The organism is Psychrobacter sp. M9-54-1 (assembly GCF_016613355.1).
Classification (GTDB): domain Bacteria; phylum Pseudomonadota; class Gammaproteobacteria; order Pseudomonadales; family Moraxellaceae; genus Psychrobacter; species Psychrobacter faecalis.
This window is the reverse complement of the sequence record NZ_JADGFW010000026.1, coordinates 40,710-64,871: the sequence shown is the minus strand read 5'-3', so window position 1 is coordinate 64,871 and position 24,162 is coordinate 40,710. Positions and strand designations below refer to the sequence as shown.

At 43.4% G+C, this 24,162-nt stretch carries 19 protein-coding genes; 4 read left to right on the top strand and 15 right to left on the bottom strand.

Annotated elements, in window-relative coordinates; translation table 11 throughout:
* Positions 1 to 203: 203 nt before the first annotated feature.
* Entirely contained in the window at positions 204 to 1,016 is an 813-nt protein-coding gene (surE, locus tag IQ457_RS10875) for a 5'/3'-nucleotidase SurE (RefSeq protein WP_200663211.1), read from the bottom strand.
* 454 nt (positions 1,017 to 1,470) lie between these two features.
* Between surE and IQ457_RS10870 the strand changes: the two genes are divergently transcribed.
* A complete protein-coding gene (locus tag IQ457_RS10870) occupies positions 1,471 to 1,908 on the top strand; it encodes an MCR_0457 family protein (RefSeq protein ID WP_068406636.1) in 438 nt (145 codons plus the stop codon).
* A gap of 525 nt (positions 1,909 to 2,433) precedes the next feature.
* Positions 2,434 to 3,600, top strand: a complete 1,167-nt coding sequence (locus tag IQ457_RS10865) for a D-alanyl-D-alanine carboxypeptidase family protein (protein ID WP_144297297.1) — start codon at positions 2,434 to 2,436, stop codon at positions 3,598 to 3,600.
* Between the two features lie 155 nt (positions 3,601 to 3,755).
* Here the strand turns inward: IQ457_RS10865 and IQ457_RS10860 are convergent, their stop codons facing one another.
* The 13 genes from IQ457_RS10860 to IQ457_RS10800 form a co-directional block, all read right to left on the bottom strand.
* Entirely contained in the window at positions 3,756 to 5,729 is a 1,974-nt protein-coding gene (locus tag IQ457_RS10860; RefSeq protein WP_200663210.1) for a sensor histidine kinase, read from the bottom strand.
* A 186-nt stretch (positions 5,730 to 5,915) separates the two neighbouring features.
* Positions 5,916 to 7,070: an IS200/IS605 family element RNA-guided endonuclease TnpB gene (tnpB, locus tag IQ457_RS10855; RefSeq protein ID WP_200663208.1), complete on the bottom strand. Its 1,155-nt coding sequence runs from the start codon at positions 7,068 to 7,070 to the stop codon at positions 5,916 to 5,918.
* 249 nt (positions 7,071 to 7,319) lie between these two features.
* Entirely contained in the window at positions 7,320 to 8,762 is a 1,443-nt protein-coding gene (gene der, locus IQ457_RS10850; protein WP_193031882.1) for a ribosome biogenesis GTPase Der, read from the bottom strand.
* A 461-nt stretch (positions 8,763 to 9,223) separates the two neighbouring features.
* Complete coding sequence (bamB, locus tag IQ457_RS10845) at positions 9,224 to 10,432, bottom strand: outer membrane protein assembly factor BamB (protein ID WP_200663206.1); 1,209 nt, start codon at positions 10,430 to 10,432, stop codon at positions 9,224 to 9,226.
* A gap of 243 nt (positions 10,433 to 10,675) precedes the next feature.
* A complete protein-coding gene (locus tag IQ457_RS10840) occupies positions 10,676 to 11,479 on the bottom strand; it encodes a YfgM family protein (protein ID WP_242465423.1) in 804 nt (267 codons plus the stop codon).
* 58 nt (positions 11,480 to 11,537) lie between these two features.
* Entirely contained in the window at positions 11,538 to 12,836 is a 1,299-nt protein-coding gene (gene hisS / locus IQ457_RS10835; protein ID WP_144297277.1) for a histidine--tRNA ligase, read from the bottom strand.
* Positions 12,837 to 12,953: 117 nt separating this feature from the next.
* Positions 12,954 to 14,069 (bottom strand): flavodoxin-dependent (E)-4-hydroxy-3-methylbut-2-enyl-diphosphate synthase, encoded by a 1,116-nt coding sequence (ispG, locus tag IQ457_RS10830; protein WP_068407683.1) that lies wholly within the window; start codon positions 14,067 to 14,069, stop codon positions 12,954 to 12,956.
* Positions 14,070 to 14,195: 126 nt separating this feature from the next.
* Positions 14,196 to 15,017: a helix-turn-helix domain-containing protein gene (locus tag IQ457_RS10825; protein WP_446737543.1), complete on the bottom strand. Its 822-nt coding sequence runs from the start codon at positions 15,015 to 15,017 to the stop codon at positions 14,196 to 14,198.
* Positions 15,008 to 15,940: a type IV pilus biogenesis/stability protein PilW gene (gene pilW / locus IQ457_RS10820; RefSeq protein ID WP_242465422.1), complete on the bottom strand. Its 933-nt coding sequence runs from the start codon at positions 15,938 to 15,940 to the stop codon at positions 15,008 to 15,010. Before pilW ends, IQ457_RS10825 begins: the two co-directional genes overlap by 10 nt.
* 256 nt (positions 15,941 to 16,196) lie before the next feature.
* Positions 16,197 to 17,438, bottom strand: coding sequence for a 23S rRNA (adenine(2503)-C(2))-methyltransferase RlmN (gene rlmN, locus IQ457_RS10815; RefSeq protein WP_200663202.1), 1,242 nt, complete (start codon positions 17,436 to 17,438; stop codon positions 16,197 to 16,199).
* A gap of 331 nt (positions 17,439 to 17,769) precedes the next feature.
* Positions 17,770 to 18,201 carry a nucleoside-diphosphate kinase gene (gene ndk / locus IQ457_RS10810; RefSeq protein WP_102076375.1) on the bottom strand — a complete coding sequence of 144 codons (432 nt, stop codon included), beginning with the start codon at positions 18,199 to 18,201 and terminating at the stop codon, positions 17,770 to 17,772.
* Between the two features lie 298 nt (positions 18,202 to 18,499).
* Positions 18,500 to 19,789, bottom strand: coding sequence for an adenylosuccinate synthase (locus tag IQ457_RS10805; RefSeq protein ID WP_200663200.1), 1,290 nt, complete (start codon positions 19,787 to 19,789; stop codon positions 18,500 to 18,502).
* Between the two features lie 176 nt (positions 19,790 to 19,965).
* Complete coding sequence (locus IQ457_RS10800; RefSeq protein WP_200663198.1) at positions 19,966 to 21,288, bottom strand: ATP phosphoribosyltransferase regulatory subunit; 1,323 nt, start codon at positions 21,286 to 21,288, stop codon at positions 19,966 to 19,968.
* A gap of 510 nt (positions 21,289 to 21,798) precedes the next feature.
* On the opposite strand from IQ457_RS10800, the gene IQ457_RS10795 reads away from it, so the two are divergent.
* Together IQ457_RS10795 and corA are read left to right on the top strand one after the other, a co-directional pair.
* Positions 21,799 to 22,188 carry a DUF2237 family protein gene (locus tag IQ457_RS10795; protein WP_200663196.1) on the top strand — a complete coding sequence of 130 codons (390 nt, stop codon included), beginning with the start codon at positions 21,799 to 21,801 and terminating at the stop codon, positions 22,186 to 22,188.
* Between the two features lie 137 nt (positions 22,189 to 22,325).
* Positions 22,326 to 23,549 (top strand): magnesium/cobalt transporter CorA, encoded by a 1,224-nt coding sequence (corA, locus tag IQ457_RS10790; protein WP_200663194.1) that lies wholly within the window; start codon positions 22,326 to 22,328, stop codon positions 23,547 to 23,549.
* A gap of 119 nt (positions 23,550 to 23,668) precedes the next feature.
* Here the strand turns inward: corA and IQ457_RS10785 are convergent, their stop codons facing one another.
* Entirely contained in the window at positions 23,669 to 24,151 is a 483-nt protein-coding gene (locus IQ457_RS10785; RefSeq protein ID WP_068407712.1) for a phosphate-starvation-inducible protein PsiE, read from the bottom strand.
* Between the last annotated feature and the right edge of the window lie 11 nt (positions 24,152 to 24,162).

Below are 24,162 nucleotides of genomic sequence, written 5' to 3'. Positions count from 1 at the left end.
AACGTTTAATGTCCTAAACACCATAATTATTCATTTAATAATCAATGGTTTTTAGCTCATTCAATAATAAATGGTTTTTAGCGATTTTAAGCTCTAATAAATTTAGTGCTAATAAACTTAAGCATTGGCCAATTTAAGCACAGGCAAATATCATCATGAACTTAGATAAATCAGTCAATTTGCAGCACTAATTACAGGGCTAATTACAGTACTAAGGCTGAGAGTGACGCAAGGGCTTCGGTTGGCGTATGATGCAGGCGCACAGGCGATAGACTAATATACCTTGCTGCCACCGCTTGGTCATCCATCATCTGTATTTCTGCTGATTCAATACTTGCGTCGTCTGTTAATAATTCTCGTTGGCGTTTGCGTAACGATAGCCAGTAGGCATCGCGTCCGCGTGGATCGACCACATGATGGACGGGACGTGCAATCTGACTGTGGCTCAGCGCCGTTATTTTTCGACCTTTAATCGCATCGGCACTATCAACATCAGGAATATTAACGTTTAATACATGATAGGGCAAATTTTTGCAAGCCTCCAATATCGGTGTATCGGTCATGAGTTTGACAATCTCATTGGCCGCCATTTGATAATGACTGGCCTGCTGCGCTTCGTCATTTTTTGTGCCGCCACCTACCAAAGAGGTTGCGATCGCTGGTATGCCAAAAAGCTGGGCGGTCAATGCCGCGCCAAAAGTACCCGAAAACAATACGTCCTGACCGAGATTGGCACCGGAATTGATGCCGGTAATCACCCAGTCAAAATCCCTATGACGATAGAGTTCATGTAACGCCAAGTAGATACAATCAGCGGGTGAACCATTGACCGCTATAAAACCCGAATCTAACTTATGGGTATATAACGGCGTTGAGATGCTCAAAGCGCTGGCGCAGCCGCTTTGCTCATTACTTGGTGCGACCACCACCACTTCTGCGATGGTCGACAATGCCTGATAAAGCGCCAATAGCCCTGGCGCATGCACCCCATCATCATTACTCAATAAAATTTTCATTTTTGCCCAACTCTGCTTAATATCGTCATTAATGACCGTCTGTCAGGTTCTCTACTTTTTTATCCTAAAACCGCTATAATCATGCCTGCCAAAACTAGGAGAGGCATTACAGCGTTTTAGATTTTGGGCGATTATACCCTACTCGCCTCGCGAGGCGAACCCAGACTTTAAGCAAGTTCAAATTACTATTTGATTTTATTCATAATTTTAATAGTAGCAGTAAGCATCTTTTGCAAAAGGTAAGACGTCGCGGTTACAGTAGGCAACAAGGGACAACACGAACAATTGATACTTTTATGTTGAGGTAACTTAGGGCGATATAATGCTGATATGTTGCTGTAAAGGCGGCTTAGCTCACAATATATCTACACATAAATCAATATTTTATGTGACTTTTATTTTTTTACCCATTAACATAGCACCATCAAACAAAGATAAGCGAGTGTAATACTGAATGAAAAATCAATCGATATTATCTATAGCTTCTGTGATAGCAAAGACCGCCTCAAAAGTTGGTCTTGCAGGACTGATAACGTCTATTGCTATGCTGTCTCAAGCGACCCAAGCTGCGTCCAATGCGTCGACTACCATTCCAGTAGATTTATCGGGCATTAATATCACTAAGCATGAGATTGCGGTGATGCATGTGTTATCAGAGATTTGCCCGCCGATGTTAACCGGCAAACAAAAACAGCGCTTTTATAAATCTTATAACGTGCAGCTGCATGAATTGATGCCATCGTTAGAGGATCCAAAAGCGGCTATTCAATACTTGTCTACGCAGCAAGATTACCGTCAAATTCTGCAAGGTATTCGTAGTTGGACCATGGGCTTCTCAAAACAAGAGAACAAAGCCTTATGCGAAGATTTGGCCAATGCTGAATATCATTAATCCGTTTCGATAGAAAAGTAAATTCGCTAAAATCTAGCATCTGGTCAACGTAAATAAATACCTTTACTATTAACGACAATAAAATCTGGTTATTATGACGTGATAGATGCTAGGCAAAAACCTTTGATAATCAGCTTTTAGTAATTGCTCTTATAAATTTTAAATAAGAATCTGCATTAAGCCTATACTGGGTTTATTAAAGACTACATTTATATTGCAAAATCAGCTTGCTGTATCGTCCGCTCATAGCAGACGATACAGCAAGTTTTTTTATGGATATTAAAAAAGTTGCTATAAATCCAATTTCTAATCGTGAATAATTTTATTTTATTTATCATTTCCCCATCGAGCGGCATTTTGCTAAGATAAGGCGTTAATTTTATGTCCATCGCTCAGTCACTAAGGCTTTCAGCAAAAATCTGTTCTGACGCTTAAATTTAAAGCGCTTATGTTAGATTAACTTGAGATTTAGCCTGTGATAGCAGCGATAGATACATTTGGTTTTATGATGCGGTGTAACAATCTATGACAGTAAAGCATGTGAAAAAACAGCTGGTACAGCTGGTAGTGGGCGTTAGTGTTTCTATGAGTGCAATGATGGCGGGCGCAGCCATTCAGCCTCCTGAAATGGACAATACCGCCTATGTATTAATGGACTATAACACGGGTGAGATACTGGCGCAGAAAAACGCCAATCAACCATTGCCGCCAGCATCTTTGACAAAGATGATGACCAGCTACATGATTGAACAGCGCTTAGCATCAGGTGATCTTAAAGAAGACGAGCAAGTACTGATGAGCGCCAATGCTTGGTGCCGCGGTAGTAGCAGTGAATCGTGCATGTATGTACCAGTCAATAAAAGCGCCAGCGTGATCGATATGCTACGCGGTATCATCATTCAATCAGGTAACGATGCTTCAAAAGCGATGGCCGAACACATTGCTGGTAGCGAAGCTTCGTTTGCGATTTTGATGAATGAAGAAGCCGAAAAAATCGGCATGAAAAATACCCATTTTGTCAATGCCACAGGTATGCCCGATGAAGGCCACGAAGCATCAGCTTTAGACTTAGCAAAACTTTCGCGTGCTATTATCAAAAACAGTGGCGACTATTATGGTCTTTATTCGGAAAAAGAGTTTACCTATAACGGTATCACGCAGGGTAACCGTAACGCCCTACTTGCGACCGACCCGACGGTTGATGGCTTAAAAACAGGTCATACTGACGCCGCAGGCTATTGCTTAGCAGCGTCAAGTAAGCGTGACGATATGCGCCTTATCTCTGTCATTATGGGCACAAAAAGTCAACAAGCGCGCGCCGATCAGTCACGTGAGTTGCTAAACTGGGGCTTTGGCCACTTTACCACCGTCACTAAAGCGCCGGCTGGCCAATTCGTCAGTAAAGTACCGGTTTGGTTTGGCGAAGCAAAAGAAGTGGAGTTGACAACCGGTGACAGTTTGCAGATTTTGACCAGCAAAACCCAAAAGAATAAAATCACCACCGTGGTCGATATTCCTGAAAGCTTAGAAGCTCCTATCAAAAAAGGTCAAGAAATTGGCAAAATGATGGCGGTAATTGATGGTAAAGCAGTTGCCTCAGTTCCTGTCGTTGCTACGAGCGATATCGAACAATCAGGATTTATGAGCCGTATTTGGCAACGTTTCACGCGCTGGGCACAAAACTTGTTTTAAGCACTTGTCTTAAATCTTTAGCTTAACAATTCGTTCTAAAAGCCATTTGATATTAGATAACAGTGTTTAGCGAGCTTAATATAAAAAAGACGCCTTTGATGGGTGTCTTTTTTATTGGTCTTTTTTTAACTTTAGCCTCATGAGTACCGTGATATTTAAGAGCAAGCAAGCCAGCTTTTTAGCAAATTACTCAGCGCTTTGTCTTCATAGTTCGCCACCTGACAGTAATCTACCCCCGCGGCTTTTAATCCATGCTCAAAACTATCCAAATGTAGCACCTGCTGCTGCGAATACCAATACACCAGCAAAGCACGATGACTGGTCTCAGAAGCACGAATACGTCTTGCTAAGGCTTCAGCGCTACTTGGTAATACGTCTTCAGCAAACATTACCATATCGAAATTTTTATCAGCTATGTCATCAATGACCAGCTGTTCATGTTGATAGCAGGTAACACGTGCCCCTAGTCGCTGTAACTCTTCTAGCAAAGCGCCGCTATCTTGATAGTAGTAATAAATTACGTCAAGCCCAGACAGCAAATACTGCTGGCGCGATTGGCGCTGATTGGACAGCTGCAAGGTAACTATAAATTCTGTCCCAACCCCTAATGTACTACTTACCTCGACACTAGCACCCATCAGCTGCGCCATTTGCTTAACGACTGGCAAGCCAATACCCGTGCCTTCATACTGACGGGTTTGCGATGAATCTACTTGAAAGAACGGATTGAAAATATCTTCTATAAAGCTGCTATCGATACCGATACCGCTATCTTTTATCCTTATCTGCCAGCGGTTGCTGTGGTCGAAATGGGTCAGCTGCGAGGTAATGCTTACTTGCCCTGCTGGGGTAAACTTAATAGCGTTACTCAGTAGGATCGACAATATCTGCTGGATTTTTTCGGCGTCGCCTTCGAGGCTATAATCAATATGATGAATATGACTGCTTAACGTAAGACCCTTTTGCTGGGCAATAGGTTCATATTCGGCCAATAGGTCTGAAATTAATTGCAGCGGATTAAATTCGCTAATTTGTAGGCTGATTTGCCCTTTTTGAATTTGATTCAGTTGTATAATTTGATTGAGCGCCAATACCAATTTATCACTGCCATTGTGAATAATCTCAACTGCGTCTTTTTGCTCAGCATTTAGCTGTTCACTATCTAACAGCTGTAAGCCGCCAACGATGGCATTTAGGGAAGTTTTTAGCTCATGGGTTATCATGCTTTGAAAATTATGCAACTGCACATCAAGCGATAAATCTTTTTGATGTAACTGCTGCTCAAACACGGCCAGCGCTGCATAATCTTGTTTCGACGCTTGCAGGCGATTAAACAAAGTAATAAAAGCCTGCTTAATCTGCACCAATTCTTCAAATTTAAAGCGCTGCGGAATCGCCGGTAGCTGCTCAAGCTCAGGGTTTTTTAGCACAATATCGCAAACTTCGGTCAGCGCAGCGATATCTTTTGATGGCCAGTTTAGTTTGCGTAAAATGAACAACGCCCAGATAATCGCCAACGTCGTAGTCATTAACCACAACCATAAATTGCTTTGCACCCAATCTGCCCGCAGTGCCGCCACATTTAAAGTAATATTGATATAGCCGACCAAGGCGGTATCAGACGACATTTCGCTCACTGATTCGCTTATAGGGTCGCTCTCTGAGTTTGAGTTAGTATTGATGGTGGTCAAAGTCGTAAAATTTTTCTGCTCGCCGTTTAGCGTATCACTACCGATAGAAAGTGTGCTAGTACCATCAACATAGTCACCGACGACCGGATAATTAAAGTTGACCGCATTGGCAAATAAAGCATTTTTCCAATCGTCTTTTGACAGATTGCTATCAGGAATTGGCTGCGAGGTGGTATAAAACAAAATACTTTCGATATTTTGCTCATTTTCTAACAAAAAACGCACTTGATCAGCGACTACCTCATCGCCATCTACGCTCGCCGCGCTAAGCGTCAGGAGGTTCGCCAACTGCTGAGTATGCCGACGTTCTTCCTTATAATGCTGCACCAAGCCATAAACAAAAGACAATAAAAAACCTGCCAATACAGCCAAAATCATGGTCTGCATGATAGATTGCCAAATAAGCATGGGTAAGGTTTTTGGGGAGCGGTTGTTCATATGACTCAACTGAGTGAAGACAACTTGTAATTATAATATAGATATATTATAGAGAGGATAAGGATAATGCGACATTTTAATGTAACTTAACACAGTCATGAACTACCCACTACCTTTGAAGTAGAGGTTTCTTAGGTAACGCTCTTACTTGACACGGTGTTCTGTATCAGCGGTTAAGCGAATTGACTAAGCTAACCCTGTCGCACCGACAGTTTTTGATTGTTTAGCCAGTAACAGCCCTTGATTTAAGATATTGATACTGGCGTTAATGTCTCGATCATTTTTCTGCAAACAACTGGGGCAATCCCATGTTCTGACCGATAGCGGTAATTCAGCTTTATTCAGTAGATGATCGCAGTTTGAGCAAGTCTTAGACGATGGATACCATCGGTCTATTTTGACAAGCGCTTTGCCGTACCAGTCTGCTTTATAGGTCAGCATGGTGGTGAATGCTGACCATGAGCTGTCTGATATGGCTTTAGCTAATTTTCTATTCTTAACCATGCCTTTGACGTTCAAGTCCTCAATAGCAATAACATCGTGGTTTTTGATGAGATTGAATGAGAGTTTATGTAGAAAGTCTTTGCGAGTATTGGTTATTTTCTCATAGACCTTGGCGACTTTTGTTTTTTGCTTTTGATAGTTGCGGCTCTCTGACAACTTGCGTTGATCCGCTTTAGCAACGGCTCTGCGTTTGGCTAGTATTTTCTGTTCACGCGCAAGCTTGTCTTGCAGCTTCGATAGAAACTTAGGATTGGCAACTTTGCTGCCGTCCGATAAGACGATAAAGTCTGTCAATCCTAAGTCAATGCCGATGTTAGAGTGGGTTTTTGGTAATTCATCAACGATGGTTTCAACCAACAGGCTGACGTAATACTTACCTGATGGGGTACGGCTGATAGTGGCGCTCTTGATAAGCCCATTAATAGATTGATGTATTTTAGCCTTGATGTGACCTATTTTAGGTAGTTTAATGGTGTTTTTGGTGACGGCTACCGATCCTTTTTGATTGTTGGTGGTGTAACTGTCTTTAATGCCTTTTTTCTTGAACTTAGGGAACCCTGCGCCTTGCTTGAAAAATTTACTGTAGGCAGCTCTTAGATTTTGCTGAACATTGGCTAATGCCAAGCTATCGACTTCTTTTAGCCATTCAAATTCTTTTTTATACTGAGCAGGGGTGTTGTTTAGGGTGGTCTTCGTAGTTTTGTAGTGATCTATTTTATCGCCAAGCATTTTATTCCAAATAAAACGAGCGCAGCCGAATGACTTGGCAAAGAATACTTGCTGTTCATCAGTCGGATATAGCCTGATTTTATGGGCTTTTAGGATCTGCTTTGGCATGAGATATTTATTGTTAGTTGGTTGCATAATTATTATACAACAGGTTGTAGGAGTAGTTACCAACAACGCATTCATCTCCCCACCTTAGAGGTGGGAGAATTCTGCGCTAAGATGTTAAATTAAAAAATGCCATGACGACTGATATAGTCATCATGGCATTTTATATTACAGAGAAGTAAATAAAAGAAAAACAGCGCTAAGAATGTCTTTGTTTCCTATAGAATTAAAGACACTTAGCATATTATCTGATTAGCGCTTTTTATCTTTATTGGTAAATCTGGGCTTATCTTTGGTGGTAAATTTTTGCGCGCGATTGCGTTCACGTTGGCGTAATTGCTGCGCTTTTGCTTTGGTTGGCGTATCACTTTTATTGGCGTACGGGTTTTCATTTTGCTTAAATATAACATTCAGCGGTGTGCCTTCAAGCTTAAAGACTTGACGGAATTGGTTTTCAAGATAGCGCTGATAGCTTTTTGGCAGCGCAGACGTTTGATTACCATGAATCACGATCACCGGCGGATTATGACCACCAATATGAGCAAAACGTAGCTTGATACGGCGACCAGCAACCGTTGGCGGCGGATTGGCCGTGACCGCATCTTGTAAAATCTGCGTCAAGCGATTGGTTGATACCTCAAACATCGACGATTGATAAGCGCGCAAGATAGAAGGATATAAGTTGCCTACCCCAGTACCGTGTAATGCTGAAATTTGATGCACTTTAACATAGGGGATAAAGTTAAAGCGCCGGTCCATCTCAATCTTGATATAGTCTTTTTGATCTTGAGTCAGACCATCCCATTTGTTAATGGCCACTACCAATGCGCGCCCTGCATCAAGCGCATAACCAATCATATTTAAGTCTTGGTCGACAATGCCTTCATGAGCATCAATCACAATGATGGTTACGTTAGAATCTTCAATCGCTTGCAAGGTTTTAATGACTGAGAATTTCTCTACTTTTTCATCGATTTTACCGCGGCGACGTACGCCAGCAGTATCAATCAAGACGTAATCTTTGCCATCACGTTTATAGGGAATATAAATACTATCGCGCGTGGTACCGGGCATATCAAACACCACCACGCGGTCTTCACCCAATAAACGGTTGACCAGCGTTGATTTACCAACGTTTGGACGACCGATAATGGCAAGCTTCAGCCCTCTTGGCTCGACGACATTTTCTTGCGTTGGCATATCAGCGGTCAACACTTCTAGCAAGTTACCGACACCGCGCCCATGACTGGCCGCCATTGGATACGGCTCACCCAAGCCTAACGCATAAAACTCTGCAGGCGCCGCATCATGTACGCCATCAACTTTATTGGCGACGACATAAACAGGCTTGCCTAAGGTGTGCAAAAACTTACCAATCTCAGCATCGGCACCAATCATACCGGCGCGCGCATCAACGACAAAAACGATAATATCGGCTTCATGAATGGCGGTATGCGACTGCTCAGACATATAGTCATCAATGTTGCCGCTGCCATCGTCTGCCTCACCAATACCGCCGGTATCGACTACGATAAAGGATTTGTCTTCATAAGTCGCATCACCGTATTGACGGTCACGAGTCAGCCCTGATAAATCAGCAACCAATGCCTGCCGACTTTTAGTGAACTGGTTAAATAAGGTAGATTTACCGACGTTTGGACGGCCAATTAAGGCGACCACAGGCTTGATACTCATGGGTTACTCTCAGTGAAAGACACAGTGATGTGTACAATGGCGGACGCAGCGTTTACGCTTATACTAAGAACAATAACGCTTCGACCGCGAATTTAAATAAATGGTAAAGATAAAACAATGGCAAATAACACTGGGCTTTTTGCGTTAAGCAGTTGCTATAAGTGTTGGTTAAGGTGTTACCCCAATTATAAATAGCTCAAGCATTTAAGCATCATGACCAATCAATCGTCATGACTTATACGATTAGCGCCTACCACGTATCGGTCGCATAGAGTACGCGAAAGCCACTACTTAAACAAGCAATTTACACAAGGCACGAAACGCTGACAAAGCAGCGTTTTTCTTGAACCTAATACCAGTATGCTTATTTAACGCTTTATTCGACAACTAGTTTTAATGCATTGTTTTAAAACATCGCTTTAGAACATAGACGTTTAAATAAGCCATTACTTATAACAAACCTAGCGTGCTAATTGCCAAATCGCTACTTGTCCTGCTGTACTTTGGGTCATTAACAGACTGCCTTGTACTTGCAAATTGGTCAAAGCACCTTTGGTCTGCACGCGGCTAACGATTTTGCCGCTTGCAGGGTCAAATAAATGTACGACCCCGTCAAAGTCGCCAACCGCAATATAATTGCCAATCATCACAGGATTGGTAAGGTGACGATAAGCCAACTCTTCACTTTCCCACAACACTTCACCATTACTGCGGTTATAAGCAACCACTTTACCGTCTAAACTGGTCGCAATAACTTGCTGATTATTGACCGCAAGTGACTTTAAGCTGGCAAGTTCATTGACGAACATGACTTGACGCGAAGCTAGATCAATACCGAGCAGCTGACCACTATAACTGATAGCAAATAACTGATTATTATCAACAATCGGCATACCATCGACATCGCTCATGCGCTCAACTTCGCTACTACCCGCTCCGACGCCAACGCGGCGTGACCACTGCGGTAAGCCATTATCAATAGTAATAGCATGCAAGCGACCGTCAGCCGTTGCTAGGAGTGCAGTTTTATCATCTAACAGTGTCGGCGCTGCTGTACCGCGTACGCTGATAGGAGGTACTTGGGTGGCAAACTGCCAAACAGACTGACCGTTTTGTAGCGACAGACCATGCAAGAAACCATCATTGGCCGATAAAATTACTCGGTTATTGCTGATTAACGCTGGCGTCAAAACCGTACCGGTTAATTGCTGTTGCCAGCGCTTAGCGCCAGTGGCACTATCAAATGCCATCACCAAACCGCTGCGTGTACTCACAATAGCCGTCTGACTAAGAGCATCTAATGCCACGCCACCGGTGATTTGATCGCCTACATTGACTGACCATAGGCGCTGACCCTTACTATCAAAGCCAGTCAAATCACCACCGCGCGAGGCCGTCACAATTTGCGAGTTGGCATAACCTACTTGCAAGCTAAGAGGATCTTTACTACTGGCTTTTTTGCTACCGACATCGGTACTAAAAACCGGCTGCAGCACGCTAATTGGCTGCGAAATTTGTACCAACTTTACAGGCTCATTGACGACTGGTTTGATACCTCGATTACACCCAACGACTGCCGTTGCCATCACTGCGATGACGGCGACATGCATGGCCGTCGTTTTGATTGTCTTAACGTTTATCGTTTTGTTTGAGCGAATAGCTTGAGTCATTATAGGTTCTCACTACCAATAAAGTAATTATGAATAAATTAGTTAGCAGTAAATAAGTGGCACACAATAATAAGTATAATAAATAAGCACTTATGATTGATACTACCTCTTTAACTCACTGCGCTACTTAGTTTTAAAAGGGTTTGTACAACGTTTTATCGTGTTGCAATTTTTCTTTATTAGCACATTAGCGTTTTTGCTATTTTTTTAATATTTGGTTTTGGTATCTTTTTAACAACTGGCTTATGCGCCAGCTTCTATCTTATTATTGTCTGCCGCATTTTCACCATCGGCTGCGACTGGCTGGGCAGGCATAGCAGGTTCTTGGATAAGTCCAGCTTGCGACTCAATAGGTTCAGGCACTATACCGAGACTTTCCATCTTTAATGCCAATACTGCACGCGTTTCTTGACGGCTACGTAACAACTCCCAAGCATTATTGTAAGATTTAATCGCCGCATCTTTATTGTCTTGTGCCAAATAAATATCACCCAATAGTTCTTGCTGGCTTGCCTCAAACGAGCTTGGCATATCGCTATTAGCTTCAGCTAAAGCAGCATCGGCATCGCCCGCTGCCAATAGTGTTTTGGCATAGCGCAGACGGGTAATCGCTTCTAAGCCTGCATCACCCAAATCGATTGCCAGTGCCTTTTTAAAGGTCTCACCCGCACCTTTAAAATCATCACTGTCCACTTGCTGACGCGCTTTAATCATTAGCGCTTGCCACGCATAGACAGAATTACCATGGGTGCTTACTAAAGCATCAATATCTTTATCTAGCTTTTTACGGCTCTCAGCCAGTGACGCTTGCGCCTCTGCTTCTAAGTCTGGGTTTTGTGACGCAAGGTTGACTTCTTCATTTAAACGTTGAATATCGGCATAATGGTCGGCGGCCACCGTATCGACGCGCGCATGGTTATTTTGCCAATACGTCCAGCCAAAATAGGCTGCTAACGCCAATAAAATCGCAGTGACAATATAGCTGCCATATTGCTTTAACGCTTGCATTGAATTGTCTGCATTTGGCGAATTGGGTGTCAGAGCCATATATTTTTACCTGATAAGATTGATATGAAATTTTTAATGCTAAAGCCACAATCGCTTATTAACGAACGAAGTTGTCTTTAGTTGACAACCAATCTTGCGCGACTGTTTTTTGCTCACCCGTCTGCATGTCTTTGATACTAATGGTATTATCATCGAGCTCCTGCTGAGCGATAATCACTGTCAACGCCGCGCCCGATTTATCAGCCTTTTTCATTTGCGCTTTTAAGCTGGTTGCGCTCGCCATTTTTACGCGTAGGTCAGGACGGCTATAACGCAGCGCTTGCGCATAACTTATACCCGCACTATAAACTTCTGGATGGGCAACCACAAAAACATCACAAGCGGGCAACTCTGCTATCGGTGATACAGCGTCGATAAGTAACAATAAACGCTCAAGTCCCATGGCGAAACCAACGGCTGGCTCAGATTTCACGGGCTTATTATTCCCTTTATCATCAGGAATCCCGATAGATTTTAATTGGCCAACCAAACCATCGTAACGGCCACCGGCACAAACGGTCGCTTGGCTACCAAGCTTATCAGTGACCCATTCAAACACGGTTTTATTATAGTAATCAAGTCCACGTACTAAATGCGGATTAATCTCAAACTCAATCCCAAGTGCGGTTAAATACGCTTGCACTTGTTCAAAATGCGCTTTACTTTCAGCGCCTAAAAACTCAGCAAGCTTTGGCGCCTCTGCCAATAGCGCTTGGGTACTCGCCTCTTTACTGTCTAAAATACGTAATGGATTGGTCGTCAGGCGGCGTTTGCTGTCTTCATCTAACTGCTCTTGCTTATCAGTTAGATATGCAACCAACGCTTCACGATAAGCATGACGCTCATCAAGCTCGCCCAAACTGTTAAGCTCTAAGCGCATCTCATCTTTTAGACCAAGCTCTTGCCACATCAAATGCGTCATAGCAATCAGCTCGGCATCGGCATCCGGTAGCGCACTACCAAAACTTTCGACACCCAATTGATGAAACTGGCGGTAGCGACCTTTTTGTGGACGCTCATAGCGAAACATCGGGCCAATATACCAAAGCTTTGGCGTATCGCCGCGCAGCAAATTGTGCTCAATGACCGCGCGTACCGCCCCTGCCGTGCCTTCTGGACGCAATGCCAATGGCGTTGGCGGCTCGGACTTATCGGTAAAGCTATACATCTCTTTTTCGACGATGTCGGTTGCGCCGCCGATAGCACGCGCAAACAAGTCGGTTTGCTCAACGATAGGCAGGCGAATATGCTCATAACCGTATCTGCCCAATACATCTGCCAATATCGACTCTAAGTGCAGCCATTTTGCGGACTGCTCAGGCAAAATATCATTAAACCCTTTGATTGCTTTAATCATAGTACGGTCGCATCCTTAAATTTTTAACAAGCTATCTCTAATACTTTTTATTGGTAATGATGGTTTTTATTAATAATCGCGCTTTATTTTAATAGCAAAACAAATCAGGGTGACGACTTATTTTACGCGAATGATTTCATTCTCACGTTTTTTTGCCAAATCTTCGGCATGCGCACGTACCATGCCTTCGATTTCATCGACCAAATTATTGGTATCAATCAAATGACTCTTTTCGCCCATACGGTAGACCAGTGATTTTGGTGCGGCGCCAACAATACCAATATCCGCTTCTTTTGCTTCACCTGGACCATTTACCTTACAGCCAATCACCGATAAATTCATCGGCTCACGGATATCTTCTAAACGCGACTCTAATGCGGTCATTACTTTAATCACATCAAACTCTTGGCGCGAGCAGCTTGGGCAAGCGATAAAGTTAACACCATTTGAGCGAATATTAAGCGATTTTAAAATATCAAAGCCGATTTTAATTTCTTCTTCTGGCTCAGCCGCTAAAGAGATACGAATGGTATCGCCGATGCCGTCTAATAACAGACCGCCTAAGGCAATGGCAGATTTCACCGCGCCAGTACGATACACGCCCGCTTCGGTGACGCCTAAATGCAGCGGATTATCAATCTGCGCAGAAATCAGACGATAGGCATCTAAAGTCAAAAATACATTACTGGCTTTTACCGAGACTTTGTATTGATCAAAGTTTAAACGCTCCAAAATATCAATATGGCGCATGGCTGATTCAAGCATCGCCTCACCAGTTGGCTCAGTATATTTACGCTGAATGTCTTTTTCCAAGGAGCCAGCGTTGACACCAATACGAATCGGAATATTGTAATCTTTGGCGCAAGCAACCACTTCGCGGACTTTGGCGTCGCTACCAATATTACCAGGGTTGATACGCAGACAATCGGCGCCCGCTGCGGCAACCGCTAGGGCGATTTTATGATCAAAATGTACGTCTGCGATAAGGGGTACGCTGACGCGCTTACGAATTTCGGCAAAGGCGTTGACGGTGTCCATCGTCGGTGTCGACACGCGCATTAAATCCGCACCCGCTTCGACGCAGCGCTCAATTTGGGCAACGGTCGCTTCTACGTCACAAGTATCGGTATTGGTCATGCTTTGCACACTAATCGGTGCATCGCCGCCGATTGCGACATCACCAACATATATTTTTTTGGTAAGACGACGGTTAATAGGCGCTGACGTTGACATAGACAAACCCTTTCATTGGAACAAATTGGAACGAATTGAAACTAAAATCTGGAAACCAACATTACTTTTTAACGCTAACAGCTTGTTAAGAACAATCATTGTCTTAAGTTTAATAGCTATTAAATATTAAGGCGCAAGCTCAAAACTGGCCTGCGTACCTGTGGCATAACTGTCTAACGCCACGGCTTCTTCATTAAGCAGTAAGCTGACATTTTTAACATTATCAATCTGTACGTTAAAAGGCGGTGTACCTGATAATTTATAATCGCCAGCAGTTTGCGAGCCATTCATCAGATTACTACCCGAGGCATCGGTAATTACCACAACAGCGGTATCGGTCAGCTTCACGTCGAGCGTAGCGGCTGCCGTACTTTCACCGCCCAAATTCAACGCCGAGCCAGACGCACCAACGTCATTGCTATCGGTATCAATCGCCGCGCCTTGCGCTTGTTCTAGCGCTGAGATGTCTTCGCTGGTCGTTACTGGCTGCTCATTATTGTCTTTACTGGCGTTAGACACCATACGAAATAAGAAAATCGCTAAAATAATAACGCCAATCACGGCGATGATTAATAAGGGATTAAAACGAATACGATTGTGAGTATCGCGCTGCAAGGTACCCATCGGGCGTAGTGGCGACTCAATATTCTGAGGCGCGCGCGCTTTTAGCTCATTAGGATAAGCGGCATCAAAGCTGCTCGCTACTTTTATGGGATCTAAACCCAAAAACTTAGCGTAGTTAATTGCAAAACCCCGCGCAAACGCCGCTTGTGGTAAATCCGCAAAATTCTCATTTTCGAGCGCTTGTAAATGACGTTTTAAGATAAATAATTCGGCAGCAGCCTCTTCTAAACTGACTTGTTTGGTTTTTCGGGCTTGCTGCAACATGGCACCAAATGATCCCTGAGCGTTAGATTGTGTGTTTGATGATGGGGTGGTCATTTCCATGGTGCCTCTGGATTATTAAGCCAAATCTTAAGTTGTTTTGCTTCATCGCTTAGTGGATAAGCAGATAAAAGCTGCTGAGCCAATTGCTGGCGCGTTGCTATGTTATTTTGTGCCGCGGCAAGTTTGATACCCTGTAATAGCAGACGCGGGCTAATACCCTGCCCTTGTACCAGTAGCAAGGTTTCATCATAGAGCCTTTGAGCCTGCTGTACACGTTGCTGCTCAAGTAGCAAATCAACCAGTTCAATATGCGCAATCACACTATTACGGTTGCCATCTAAAGCGCGTAAAAATGCTTTGGCAGCGGCTGGATGATCATTGAGCTGAAGATAGGTACGCCCTAAATTCTCTAACGCCCCAATTCGGCCTTCGTAGCCAAGCGCCGCCCCTGCAATCTCAAACTGCTCCGCCGCCTCTTTATAGCGCTTCATTTGCGACAGATAAACGCCGTAATTATTGTGCGCTTGATCAAAATCTTTATCTAACATAATGGCTTTTTTAAAGTATTGATCGGCTTTCGCAAGATTTAGGCGACTGCCCTCTTGCTGCAACAAAATGCCCATCATATCATAGGCAGGCGCATAACGGCTATCAGCAGCAAAGGCTTTTTCAAGTTGGCGCTGGGCGGTATCGAGCTCATTTTTGCGGATATATTGTGCAGCAAGTGACGTGCGAACGCGAGCAATTTCTTGCTGATCTAAATTGCGATTGTCGCTCGGTCGCGTCGACGTTTGATAAGGTGCATTACCCATCAAATCTGTGGTCGTCGTACTTTGACAACCGCTTAATAACAAAGCACTTAACGCACTGGCTAACAAAATAACTTTTGCGCCGCGCGTTTGGCCAATACTAACAGCTGATTGCTGCGCCGGTTGAGAAAGTAAGGTTTGATATTTGAACTGACAAAGAGTTTTTAAAGTCATCGTAGCCGCCATCATAAAACTGTGGGTCAATGCGTTCGATCATCGAGGCATCAGTTTAATAGATTTAGCACCCATAAGTACAATTTAGTTGATACTAATTGTGCTGCTCTTTGTTATTGATGCTCGTAACTACATTTTATTACCGTTGTGAGATAAAAACGACAGTTAAGCAATTCAATTCATTGCCTTACCTACTCACTTGTCAATCAGCAAATATTTAATCCTAACTTCCTAACTTTGGACAATAAAAAAGGTATTAAATACTTTCACGTTCTTTAATACTTTGCTGCCACGCTGCTGAACGACGCGTTCTATCCGCCACTTGTCCAACCAATTGACCACAAGCGGCATCGATATCATCACCGCGCGTTTGGCGAATGGTACACACAAAACCCGCTTGGCTTAAAATATCGCTAAAGGCATGAATGCGGTTATTGCTCGATTTATCATACGGCGCATGCGGGAACGGGTTAAACGGAATCAGGTTAATCTTACTTGGCAAATCTTTTAATAATGCCACCAGTTGATGGGCATGCTCATTGCTATCATTGACGCCATCAAGCATGACATATTCAATCGTGACATGCTTTTTATGACGCGGATTGACATCATATACATAGTTTTTTGCCGCGGCAATCAGTTCATCTAACGGATATTTTTTATTAATCGGCACCAGCTCATTACGTAGCTCATCGTTTGGTGCATGCAAGGATATCGCCAATGCCACATCAATATCTTGCGCCAATTGGTACATTTTTGGCACCACGCCTGAAGTCGATAGCGTCACACGGCGTTTTGATAAACCGTAAGCATGATCGCTTAGCATCAGCTCCATCGAGCCAACCACGGGTTTGTAATTTAATAAAGGCTCACCCATGCCCATCATCACGACGTTGGTGACGTTATTTTCCCATAAACTATGGTCAACGTTTTCCAAACTGTCATTGTCATCGCTCATATAAGAGGCGTTCGCCACCCATAACTGCCCAATAATTTCGGCAGGCGTTAAATCACGCTCGAAACCCTGCTTACCAGTACTGCAGAAACTACAGTCTAGCGCGCAGCCAACTTGCGAGGATATACATAAGGTTTTGCGACCGTTCAGCTTGCTATCATCTGCCGGAATCAATACCGTCTCAACCAATGAACCACCCGTGACTTCAAAGACCCACTTACGCGTGCCATCATCGCTATATTGACGATGAATGACCTTTGGCGGCATGACACAAGCATGGGCGGATAATTTATCACGCAAGGATTTGCTCAAATTGGTCATTTGCTCAAAATCGGTTACCCCATGCTGATAAATCCATTTAATCACTTGCGTCGCACGAAACGGCTTTTCGCCAATACTTTTGAAATAATCGGCCAGTTGTGCTTGCGTCATGCCCAATAAGTTGGTTTTTGCTTGTGCTTCATCGACAAGCTTGATGCTATTGGCAGGCTTTTTAGCAGTTTGTGCTGGGATATGTTGGATAGGAGTTTCGAGAGTGGACATAATAGGTAACCTTTTTGCAGCCACTAAAATAAGCGCTACAATTATTGAGATGGGCGTTGCCAGTTAATCATACATCTGATGTATAAGGGCATAAGCAATCCGTTATGAGCGCATTTTTTATCGATATATTGGTGAATACTTAAAACTGATAAAAATATGCTGATAAGGGATTGATTATGCTTGTAAAGCTAATAATGAGGCAGATCTTTAAGAATTTCAATATAGAATCAAACTATTATAGCTAAAACGGCTTATACCAAAAGATATAAGCCGTCTTGCTACACTAATTATCGATAACCAGCATCAAAGCGATTATCAATAACTGCTGCTATTAACGCGTACGTGCACAAACTTCATCTTCATTGAAGAAATAGCTGATTTCACGGGCTGCTGATTCCGCTGAATCTGAACCATGAACGGCGTTTTCATCGATGCTGCTAGCGAAGTCAGCACGGATAGTGCCTTCAGCAGCGTCTTTTGGGTTAGTTGCGCCCATGATTTCACGGTGCTTAGCGATTGCGTTTTCGCCTTCTAGCACTGATACCAATACTGGACCTGACATCATGAAAGATTTTAGGTCGTTGTAAAATGGACGCTCAGCGTGCTCAGCGTAGAAACCGCCTGCTTTTTCATCATCAAGTTGTAGCATTTTAGCGGCAACAATTTTTAGACCCGCTTTTTCAAAACGGTCGTAGATAGCGCCGATGTGGTTGCCAGCTACTGCGTCAGGTTTGATGATAGATAAAGTACGTTCGTTAGCCATGAAAAGCTCCTATTAAGAGTGGGTTGGATAAGAAATAAATTGTTATGTCTTTGGCCACTGTGTTGGTATCGGCTAAATTAAGCCATTTTTATTTGCCAATGCGGCAACCTGAGTGCCAACACAGGATTGCTGCCTATTATAATGGTTGACGATATAAATGATAGGGTTAATTTAGGAAAGTCACTTGCATAAAGCCAGAATTTAACGCTCATTTAGCAAATATTTATAATTTATTTCTACTAAAAAACCCCAATGCTCAGCATTAGGGTTTTATTATTCAATCAAAGCCAGCTAATATTTAAGCATCATACGGATCGCGTAATACAATCGTTTCTTCACGGTCAGGACCGGTTGAGATGATATCAACTGGGCAACCAATCAACTCTTCGATACGTTTGATGTAAATTTTAGCATTTTCTGGTAGGTCGTCATAGCTTGTGATACCAACCGTTGACTCGCTCCAGCCTTGTAGGGTTTCGTACTTAGGTGTGACTGACTCATAGAATTCAGCATCATGCGCGCCTGCACACTCAGTCTCAGGTAAGTTGTAACCGACACCGATTAATAGCTCTTCTAAGCCGTCTAATACGTCAAGCTTAGTCAAGCAGATACCTGACATAGAGTTTAGTACCACGGCACGGCGTAATGATTCAGCATCGAACCAACCACAGCGACGCGCGCGGCCGGTGGTTGCACCAAACTCATGACCGACTTTGGCCAAATGCGCACCAACATCGTCGAACAATTCAGTTGGGAATGGACCGCTGCCAACACGCGTAGTATAGGCTTTAGTGATACCTAATACATAGTCTAAATACAATGGACCAATACCAGTACCAGTCGATACGCCGCCCGCGGTGACGCTTGAGCTGGTCACAAACGGATAAGTACCATGGTCGATATCAAGCAAGGTACCTTGCGCGCCTTCAAACATTAGGTTTTTACCAGCAAGACGTAGCTGGTTTAGGTCTTCGGTCACATCGGTAACCATGCCTTTGATTTCCTCGCGCCATTCTTGGCAAAGCTTAAAGGTTTCATCAAAATCAATGGCGTCCACTTTATAGTACTGCGTCAACTGGAAGTTATGATATTCGATTAGATTGCGCAGTTTTTCTTCTAAGTCATCACGGAATAAGTCAGCAAGTTTAATTGCACGGCGTGCAACTTTATCTTCATAAGCTGGACCAATACCGCGACCTGTGGTACCGATTTTGCCCGTGCCGCGCTTAGCTTCGCGTGCTTGGTCAAGCGCCACGTGATAAGGCATAATTAATGGACAATTTGGTGAAATACGTAGGCGCTCACGGACTGGCACGTTCTTGTCTTCTAGGGCTTTCATCTCTTTTAATAGAGCGTCAGGCGCTAGCACCACGCCGTTACCGATAAAGCAGGTTACGCCTTCGCGCAAGATACCTGAAGGAATCAGATGTAGGATGGTGGTTTTGCCATCGACAACTAAGGTGTGACCGGCATTATGCCCGCCTTGGAAACGTGCAACGGCTGAGGCTTTTTCGGTCAGTAAATCAACAATTTTACCTTTACCTTCATCGCCCCATTGGCTACCCAAAACTACGACATTCTTACCCATGATTAATCCTTACCTTTATGTATTGAGGTGTGTGCAGCAATAATTTTAAAACAACTTAGCAAAACTTAATTAGTATTAAGAAATGATATGTTATTCACTGTCTGTTTTTCAAAATTTAATAAATAAGCTTCAATAAATAAGCCTTATTCAAACTGGTTGTGAGCGTAACGGTTTTTTTAAATTGAAACCGCTTCTAGCCGCCACTCATTATCTACAAAGTTTAAACGGTGTGTCAGCGCTGCTGGACAGTCATCAGCCGTTAATGGCATAGTGACGCGGTAACCTTGCTGACGTAAGCTTGTGACCTGTTGTAATAGATTCTGCATTTGCGCTTTATCAGCATTAGCTTGCTGTAATGCCTCATAATCAACCAATACAATAATTGGTGACTCAAGCTGCGTATGCGCCAACAAACGGCTGACATCCATACTAAAGCCTGTCGCTTGACGTGGCTGCTTTGCGCTTAATTGACCAACACTTTGCATACCATCAAAACGCCCACCACGTACCAGCGGCTGGGTTTCACTATTGATATAGCCGTTAAAGATAATACCGGTATGATAATGATAGCCCGACAGTTCGGTCACATCGATACTGACTGGCGTCTGCCACTGCGTTTCTAAATGAGTCTTTAGACGTTGCAACTCATCGACAGCCGTCACGATGTGTGTATCTTGCTTAGCAGTATTTGACAGGGTGTCTAACAGTTTTGCCATATCATGACCAAAGCGCGCCAATGCGTAAAAATCATTACCCATTGTCAGTAACTGACAGACACGTTTTAGCTCAGGTAAATTTTTATTGGCATAAAGATGCATCAATTGCTCGGTGTCATTATCCGACAACTCAGCCAGTGCTGCCAAACGCTTAAATATCGCCACATGACCCAAGTCAATATGTAGGGCGGCGCTCATATCTAAGCTATTGACCATACTAAACAGCACATCTATCAGCTCGATATCGGCTGCAAGCTCGCCGCAACCAAATATCTCCGCACCGAGCTGTAGCGGTGTACGCGAGCCAAAGAGTCCTGAAGGCAAGGTATGAATGACGTCGCCTGCATAGCAATAACGCGCAATCCCATGACCGCCGTGATGGGCATCAATACGCAAAATCTGCGGGGTAATATCCGCGCGCACGCCCATCAAACGACCGGTCAGCTGATCGATAATCTTAAAGGTCTGGCGCTTTAAATCTTCTGAAGCGTCACTCAATAACGACTCGGTAAACTCAATCATTGGCGGATTGACCAACTCATAGCCATGATTGATAAGCTGCTGGATCAATTGATGTCTTAGTACTTCTTGCTTATGGGCATCTTCAAACAACACATCGACGACCCCATCAGGCAGCAGCCAGCTGTTATTAGCAACGTCACTGGCAAAATTGCTGAGATATGGCAGGCCATTAGCGGCAGCACGGTTATCAGCAGGCTGAGTCGCCGCTGGTTTTGTCGTATTTGACTGGGCAGGTTTTGCAGAATCAGAACTGACAGACACAATGAATCCTTGTTTGGCGTAGCGCTTACCAAAAACGCGGTACTAATGCGGTACTAAAAGATCGTATTTATAATGGCAGTGATAGAAGGCGTTTTGTATTTTTGACGCGCAACATCACCGACCCAATTATCTATAAGCAAACTAGGTGACCGCAAAAGGGTGAGTAATAAGTATAAGTTAGGATGATAAGACGAGTATCTTTATGCGCTAAAATTTATGCGATAGAAAACTAGGATAAATAATCGATAAATAATCAAGGCACTTTATGCTTTAGTTTAGCATAGCAGCCAAGCTTCGCCTAGTAACAATTGAACCCAATTGCCATCTAATTATTTTGCGAACGCATGATGCATTAAACTCATTGTCTCCTAAACTTATTCTTTAACGAAGAAGCGGCCTGTCTTATAAACCGTAATTAAACCTTGTAAAGCGTTTACCATCTGTTGCTTGATAACGCCTTATCGCTAGACTCATGTTACACTAAAGCATATTTTTATCTCGGAAAGCCTTATGTCATCTGATTACCACCCAAACCCTGCCATCAACCAAACCAACGTCCTTGGCACTGCCCTCGCCAGCTGTTGTTTTGACCCTATTACTGGCTATTATCGCAATGGCTTTTGTCATACCGGCAACCATGACGTCGGTCAGCATACTGTATGTGCGAAGATGACCAGCGAATTTTTAAACTTTTCTGCCAGTCGCGGTAATGACTTGATTACGCCGCTGCCTGAGTATGGGTTTGCTGGCCTGCAACCTGGTGATTACTGGTGTATCTGCGCACTACGCTGGGTTGAAGCACTAGACTTCGATATTGCGCCGCAGATAAAGCTCGAAGCTTGTCACGAAAGCTTATTAAGTTTGGTGGATATCGACACGCTAAAACGTTATGCATTGTAGTTTGCAGAGAAGCAATATAAAAAAGGTGAGGGACATAAATTAATGGGCTAAAGATGTTTTAGCCCATGTCATAACTTCTTTTATTTCACGTTTATTTAACATTTATTTAATATTAGCCACCGACTAAAGGAGAAGGTATGAACCAAGATGATGACCTGATTGTCAAACCGACAACGCGTATCACACCTGACTCTAATGTCAGCCTTATCGACACCAGTATGGGCGATGAGCGCTCTTATTTAGACAATTACGCCAGCTATGACAGCTATATTTATGGCGACGCCGATGCGACGGTCGAAGATACGATTGAGACAATGACCGTCTATGATCCCGACTCTGAGCGCTATGAAGATATCGACTTATCGAGCGATGATGAAGTGGTCAATTGCTACGCCTACTCGCGTAAAACGGGCGAAAAAGTCAATAAAATCGGCCTAAATGATGTCAGTCGCGCTTTAAGTAATAGCGGGCAATTTATCTGGCTTGGTCTTTATGACCCAAGTTTAGAGACCATGGTAAAAGTTAGAGATGCCTTTGAGCTGCACGAATTGGCGATTGAAGACGCCTTTGCTGATCATCAGCGCGCAAAGGTTGAAAACTACGATAATGACATGATATTCGTGGTGCTGCGTACCGCCAAGCTCGAAGACAACGTCATTCGCTACGGCACCACGGCGATATTTATGGGCAAAAACTATCTAATTACCATTCGTAATGGGCCATCGAACTCTTACGCGCCGGTGCGCGAACATTGCCATCGCCGCCCAGAAAAGCTGCGCATGGGACCTATCTTTGTCCTGCATGCCATTCTCGATTTTATCGTCGATAACTATATGCCGATTACCGATCGCTTAGGCAGTTATCTACGCGAGCAAGAACGCAATATTTTTACTTATGAGTTTAATAAAGAAACGCTTAGAAATCTGTATGAATTAAAATCCCAGCTTGTGCATATGCGGGCAGTGATTTTACCCGTGCAAGATATCTGTAGTTTCTTTATTAATCACGATAAAAGCGATTTGATATCGCCGTTTTCTCATGCTGCAAAACCCTATTTCCGAGATGTGAATGACCATTTACTGCATTCTTTAGATGCGATTAATGGCTTAAATGAAATGCTTAGCGTGGTCATGAATACTTACCTCGCCATGGTAAATATGGGACAGAATGAGGTGGTACGTAAACTCGCTGCTTGGGCTGGTATTTTAGCGGTGCCGACAGCGATTGCTGGTATCTATGGCATGAACTTTGATTTTATGCCTGAGCTGCATTGGCAGTATTCTTATCTGGTTATCATGGCAGTTATTATCTCGTTATGTAGCTTTTTATACTTTAACTTTAAACGCTTGGGTTGGCTATAATTTAAGAGCATTTCAAAAAAAAGGGCTGCCATTTAATTGGCAACCCTTTTTTATTAAAAACCATTTATTCGCAGCAATTTATTGAAAGCCATTCAACAATGATGTTTTTTGAAAAGACCTTATTTACGATAAGGCTTACTATCAACGCTTGGCAGATGATGCTCGGTACTTCTTATTTGATGATCATCCAAATAATCTTCTGGTCGCCCAAACATCTTCGCCGTCCACGTTAATATCACAATTGACGCACTCAGCACCATGATGGCAAAGGAAATCGTTGCCAATAGCCACAGATGAAAATTATCTGATACCGCCTGCACATCGACGACCAAATGTCGTGACAAAGCTGTAATCGCGATAAATATCAAAAACTGCACCGGCAAACGATGAGTTTTAAAATAAATCCCAATCATGGCGAGCAGTTCAAGATATATAAACAGCAATAAAATATCTTTTAAATCTGCTGAGCCTTTTTGCACAATAGAAAAGAACTCTTTGCCCGCTGTCCAAACTACCACCACACTAATCAAAAATAAAATAATATAGTGGCAAATATCGACAAACTCACGGCCGATATGTTGCATGCGCTCATGTATCCCCATCTTTGGCTTTG

Excerpts from the sequence above, each read along its gene's own strand:
- IQ457_RS10805 (WP_200663200.1), bottom strand. The coding sequence starts at position 19,789 with ATGGGTAAGAATGTCGTAGTTTTGGGTAGCCAATGGGGCGATGAAGGT.
- der (WP_193031882.1), bottom strand. The coding sequence starts at position 8,762 with ATGAGTATCAAGCCTGTGGTCGCCTTAATTGGCCGTCCAAACGTCGGT.
- surE (WP_200663211.1), bottom strand. The coding sequence starts at position 1,016 with ATGAAAATTTTATTGAGTAATGATGATGGGGTGCATGCGCCAGGGCTA.
- bamB (WP_200663206.1), bottom strand. The coding sequence starts at position 10,432 with ATGACTCAAGCTATTCGCTCAAACAAAACGATAAACGTTAAGACAATC.
- tnpB (WP_200663208.1), bottom strand. The coding sequence starts at position 7,070 with ATGCCAAAGCAGATCCTAAAAGCCCATAAAATCAGGCTATATCCGACT.
- IQ457_RS10865 (WP_144297297.1), top strand. The coding sequence starts at position 2,434 with ATGACAGTAAAGCATGTGAAAAAACAGCTGGTACAGCTGGTAGTGGGC.
- IQ457_RS10785 (WP_068407712.1), bottom strand. The coding sequence starts at position 24,151 with ATGGGGATACATGAGCGCATGCAACATATCGGCCGTGAGTTTGTCGAT.
- pilW (WP_242465422.1), bottom strand. The coding sequence starts at position 15,940 with ATGACTTTAAAAACTCTTTGTCAGTTCAAATATCAAACCTTACTTTCT.
- corA (WP_200663194.1), top strand. The coding sequence starts at position 22,326 with ATGAACCAAGATGATGACCTGATTGTCAAACCGACAACGCGTATCACA.
- IQ457_RS10840 (WP_242465423.1), bottom strand. The coding sequence starts at position 11,479 with ATGGCTCTGACACCCAATTCGCCAAATGCAGACAATTCAATGCAAGCG.
- IQ457_RS10795 (WP_200663196.1), top strand. The coding sequence starts at position 21,799 with ATGTCATCTGATTACCACCCAAACCCTGCCATCAACCAAACCAACGTC.
- ndk (WP_102076375.1), bottom strand. The coding sequence starts at position 18,201 with ATGGCTAACGAACGTACTTTATCTATCATCAAACCTGACGCAGTAGCT.
- IQ457_RS10870 (WP_068406636.1), top strand. The coding sequence starts at position 1,471 with ATGAAAAATCAATCGATATTATCTATAGCTTCTGTGATAGCAAAGACC.
- IQ457_RS10825 (WP_446737543.1), bottom strand. The coding sequence starts at position 15,017 with ATGGAAATGACCACCCCATCATCAAACACACAATCTAACGCTCAGGGA.
- IQ457_RS10860 (WP_200663210.1), bottom strand. The coding sequence starts at position 5,729 with ATGAACAACCGCTCCCCAAAAACCTTACCCATGCTTATTTGGCAATCT.
- ispG (WP_068407683.1), bottom strand. The coding sequence starts at position 14,069 with ATGTCAACGTCAGCGCCTATTAACCGTCGTCTTACCAAAAAAATATAT.
- rlmN (WP_200663202.1), bottom strand. The coding sequence starts at position 17,438 with ATGTCCACTCTCGAAACTCCTATCCAACATATCCCAGCACAAACTGCT.
- hisS (WP_144297277.1), bottom strand. The coding sequence starts at position 12,836 with ATGATTAAAGCAATCAAAGGGTTTAATGATATTTTGCCTGAGCAGTCC.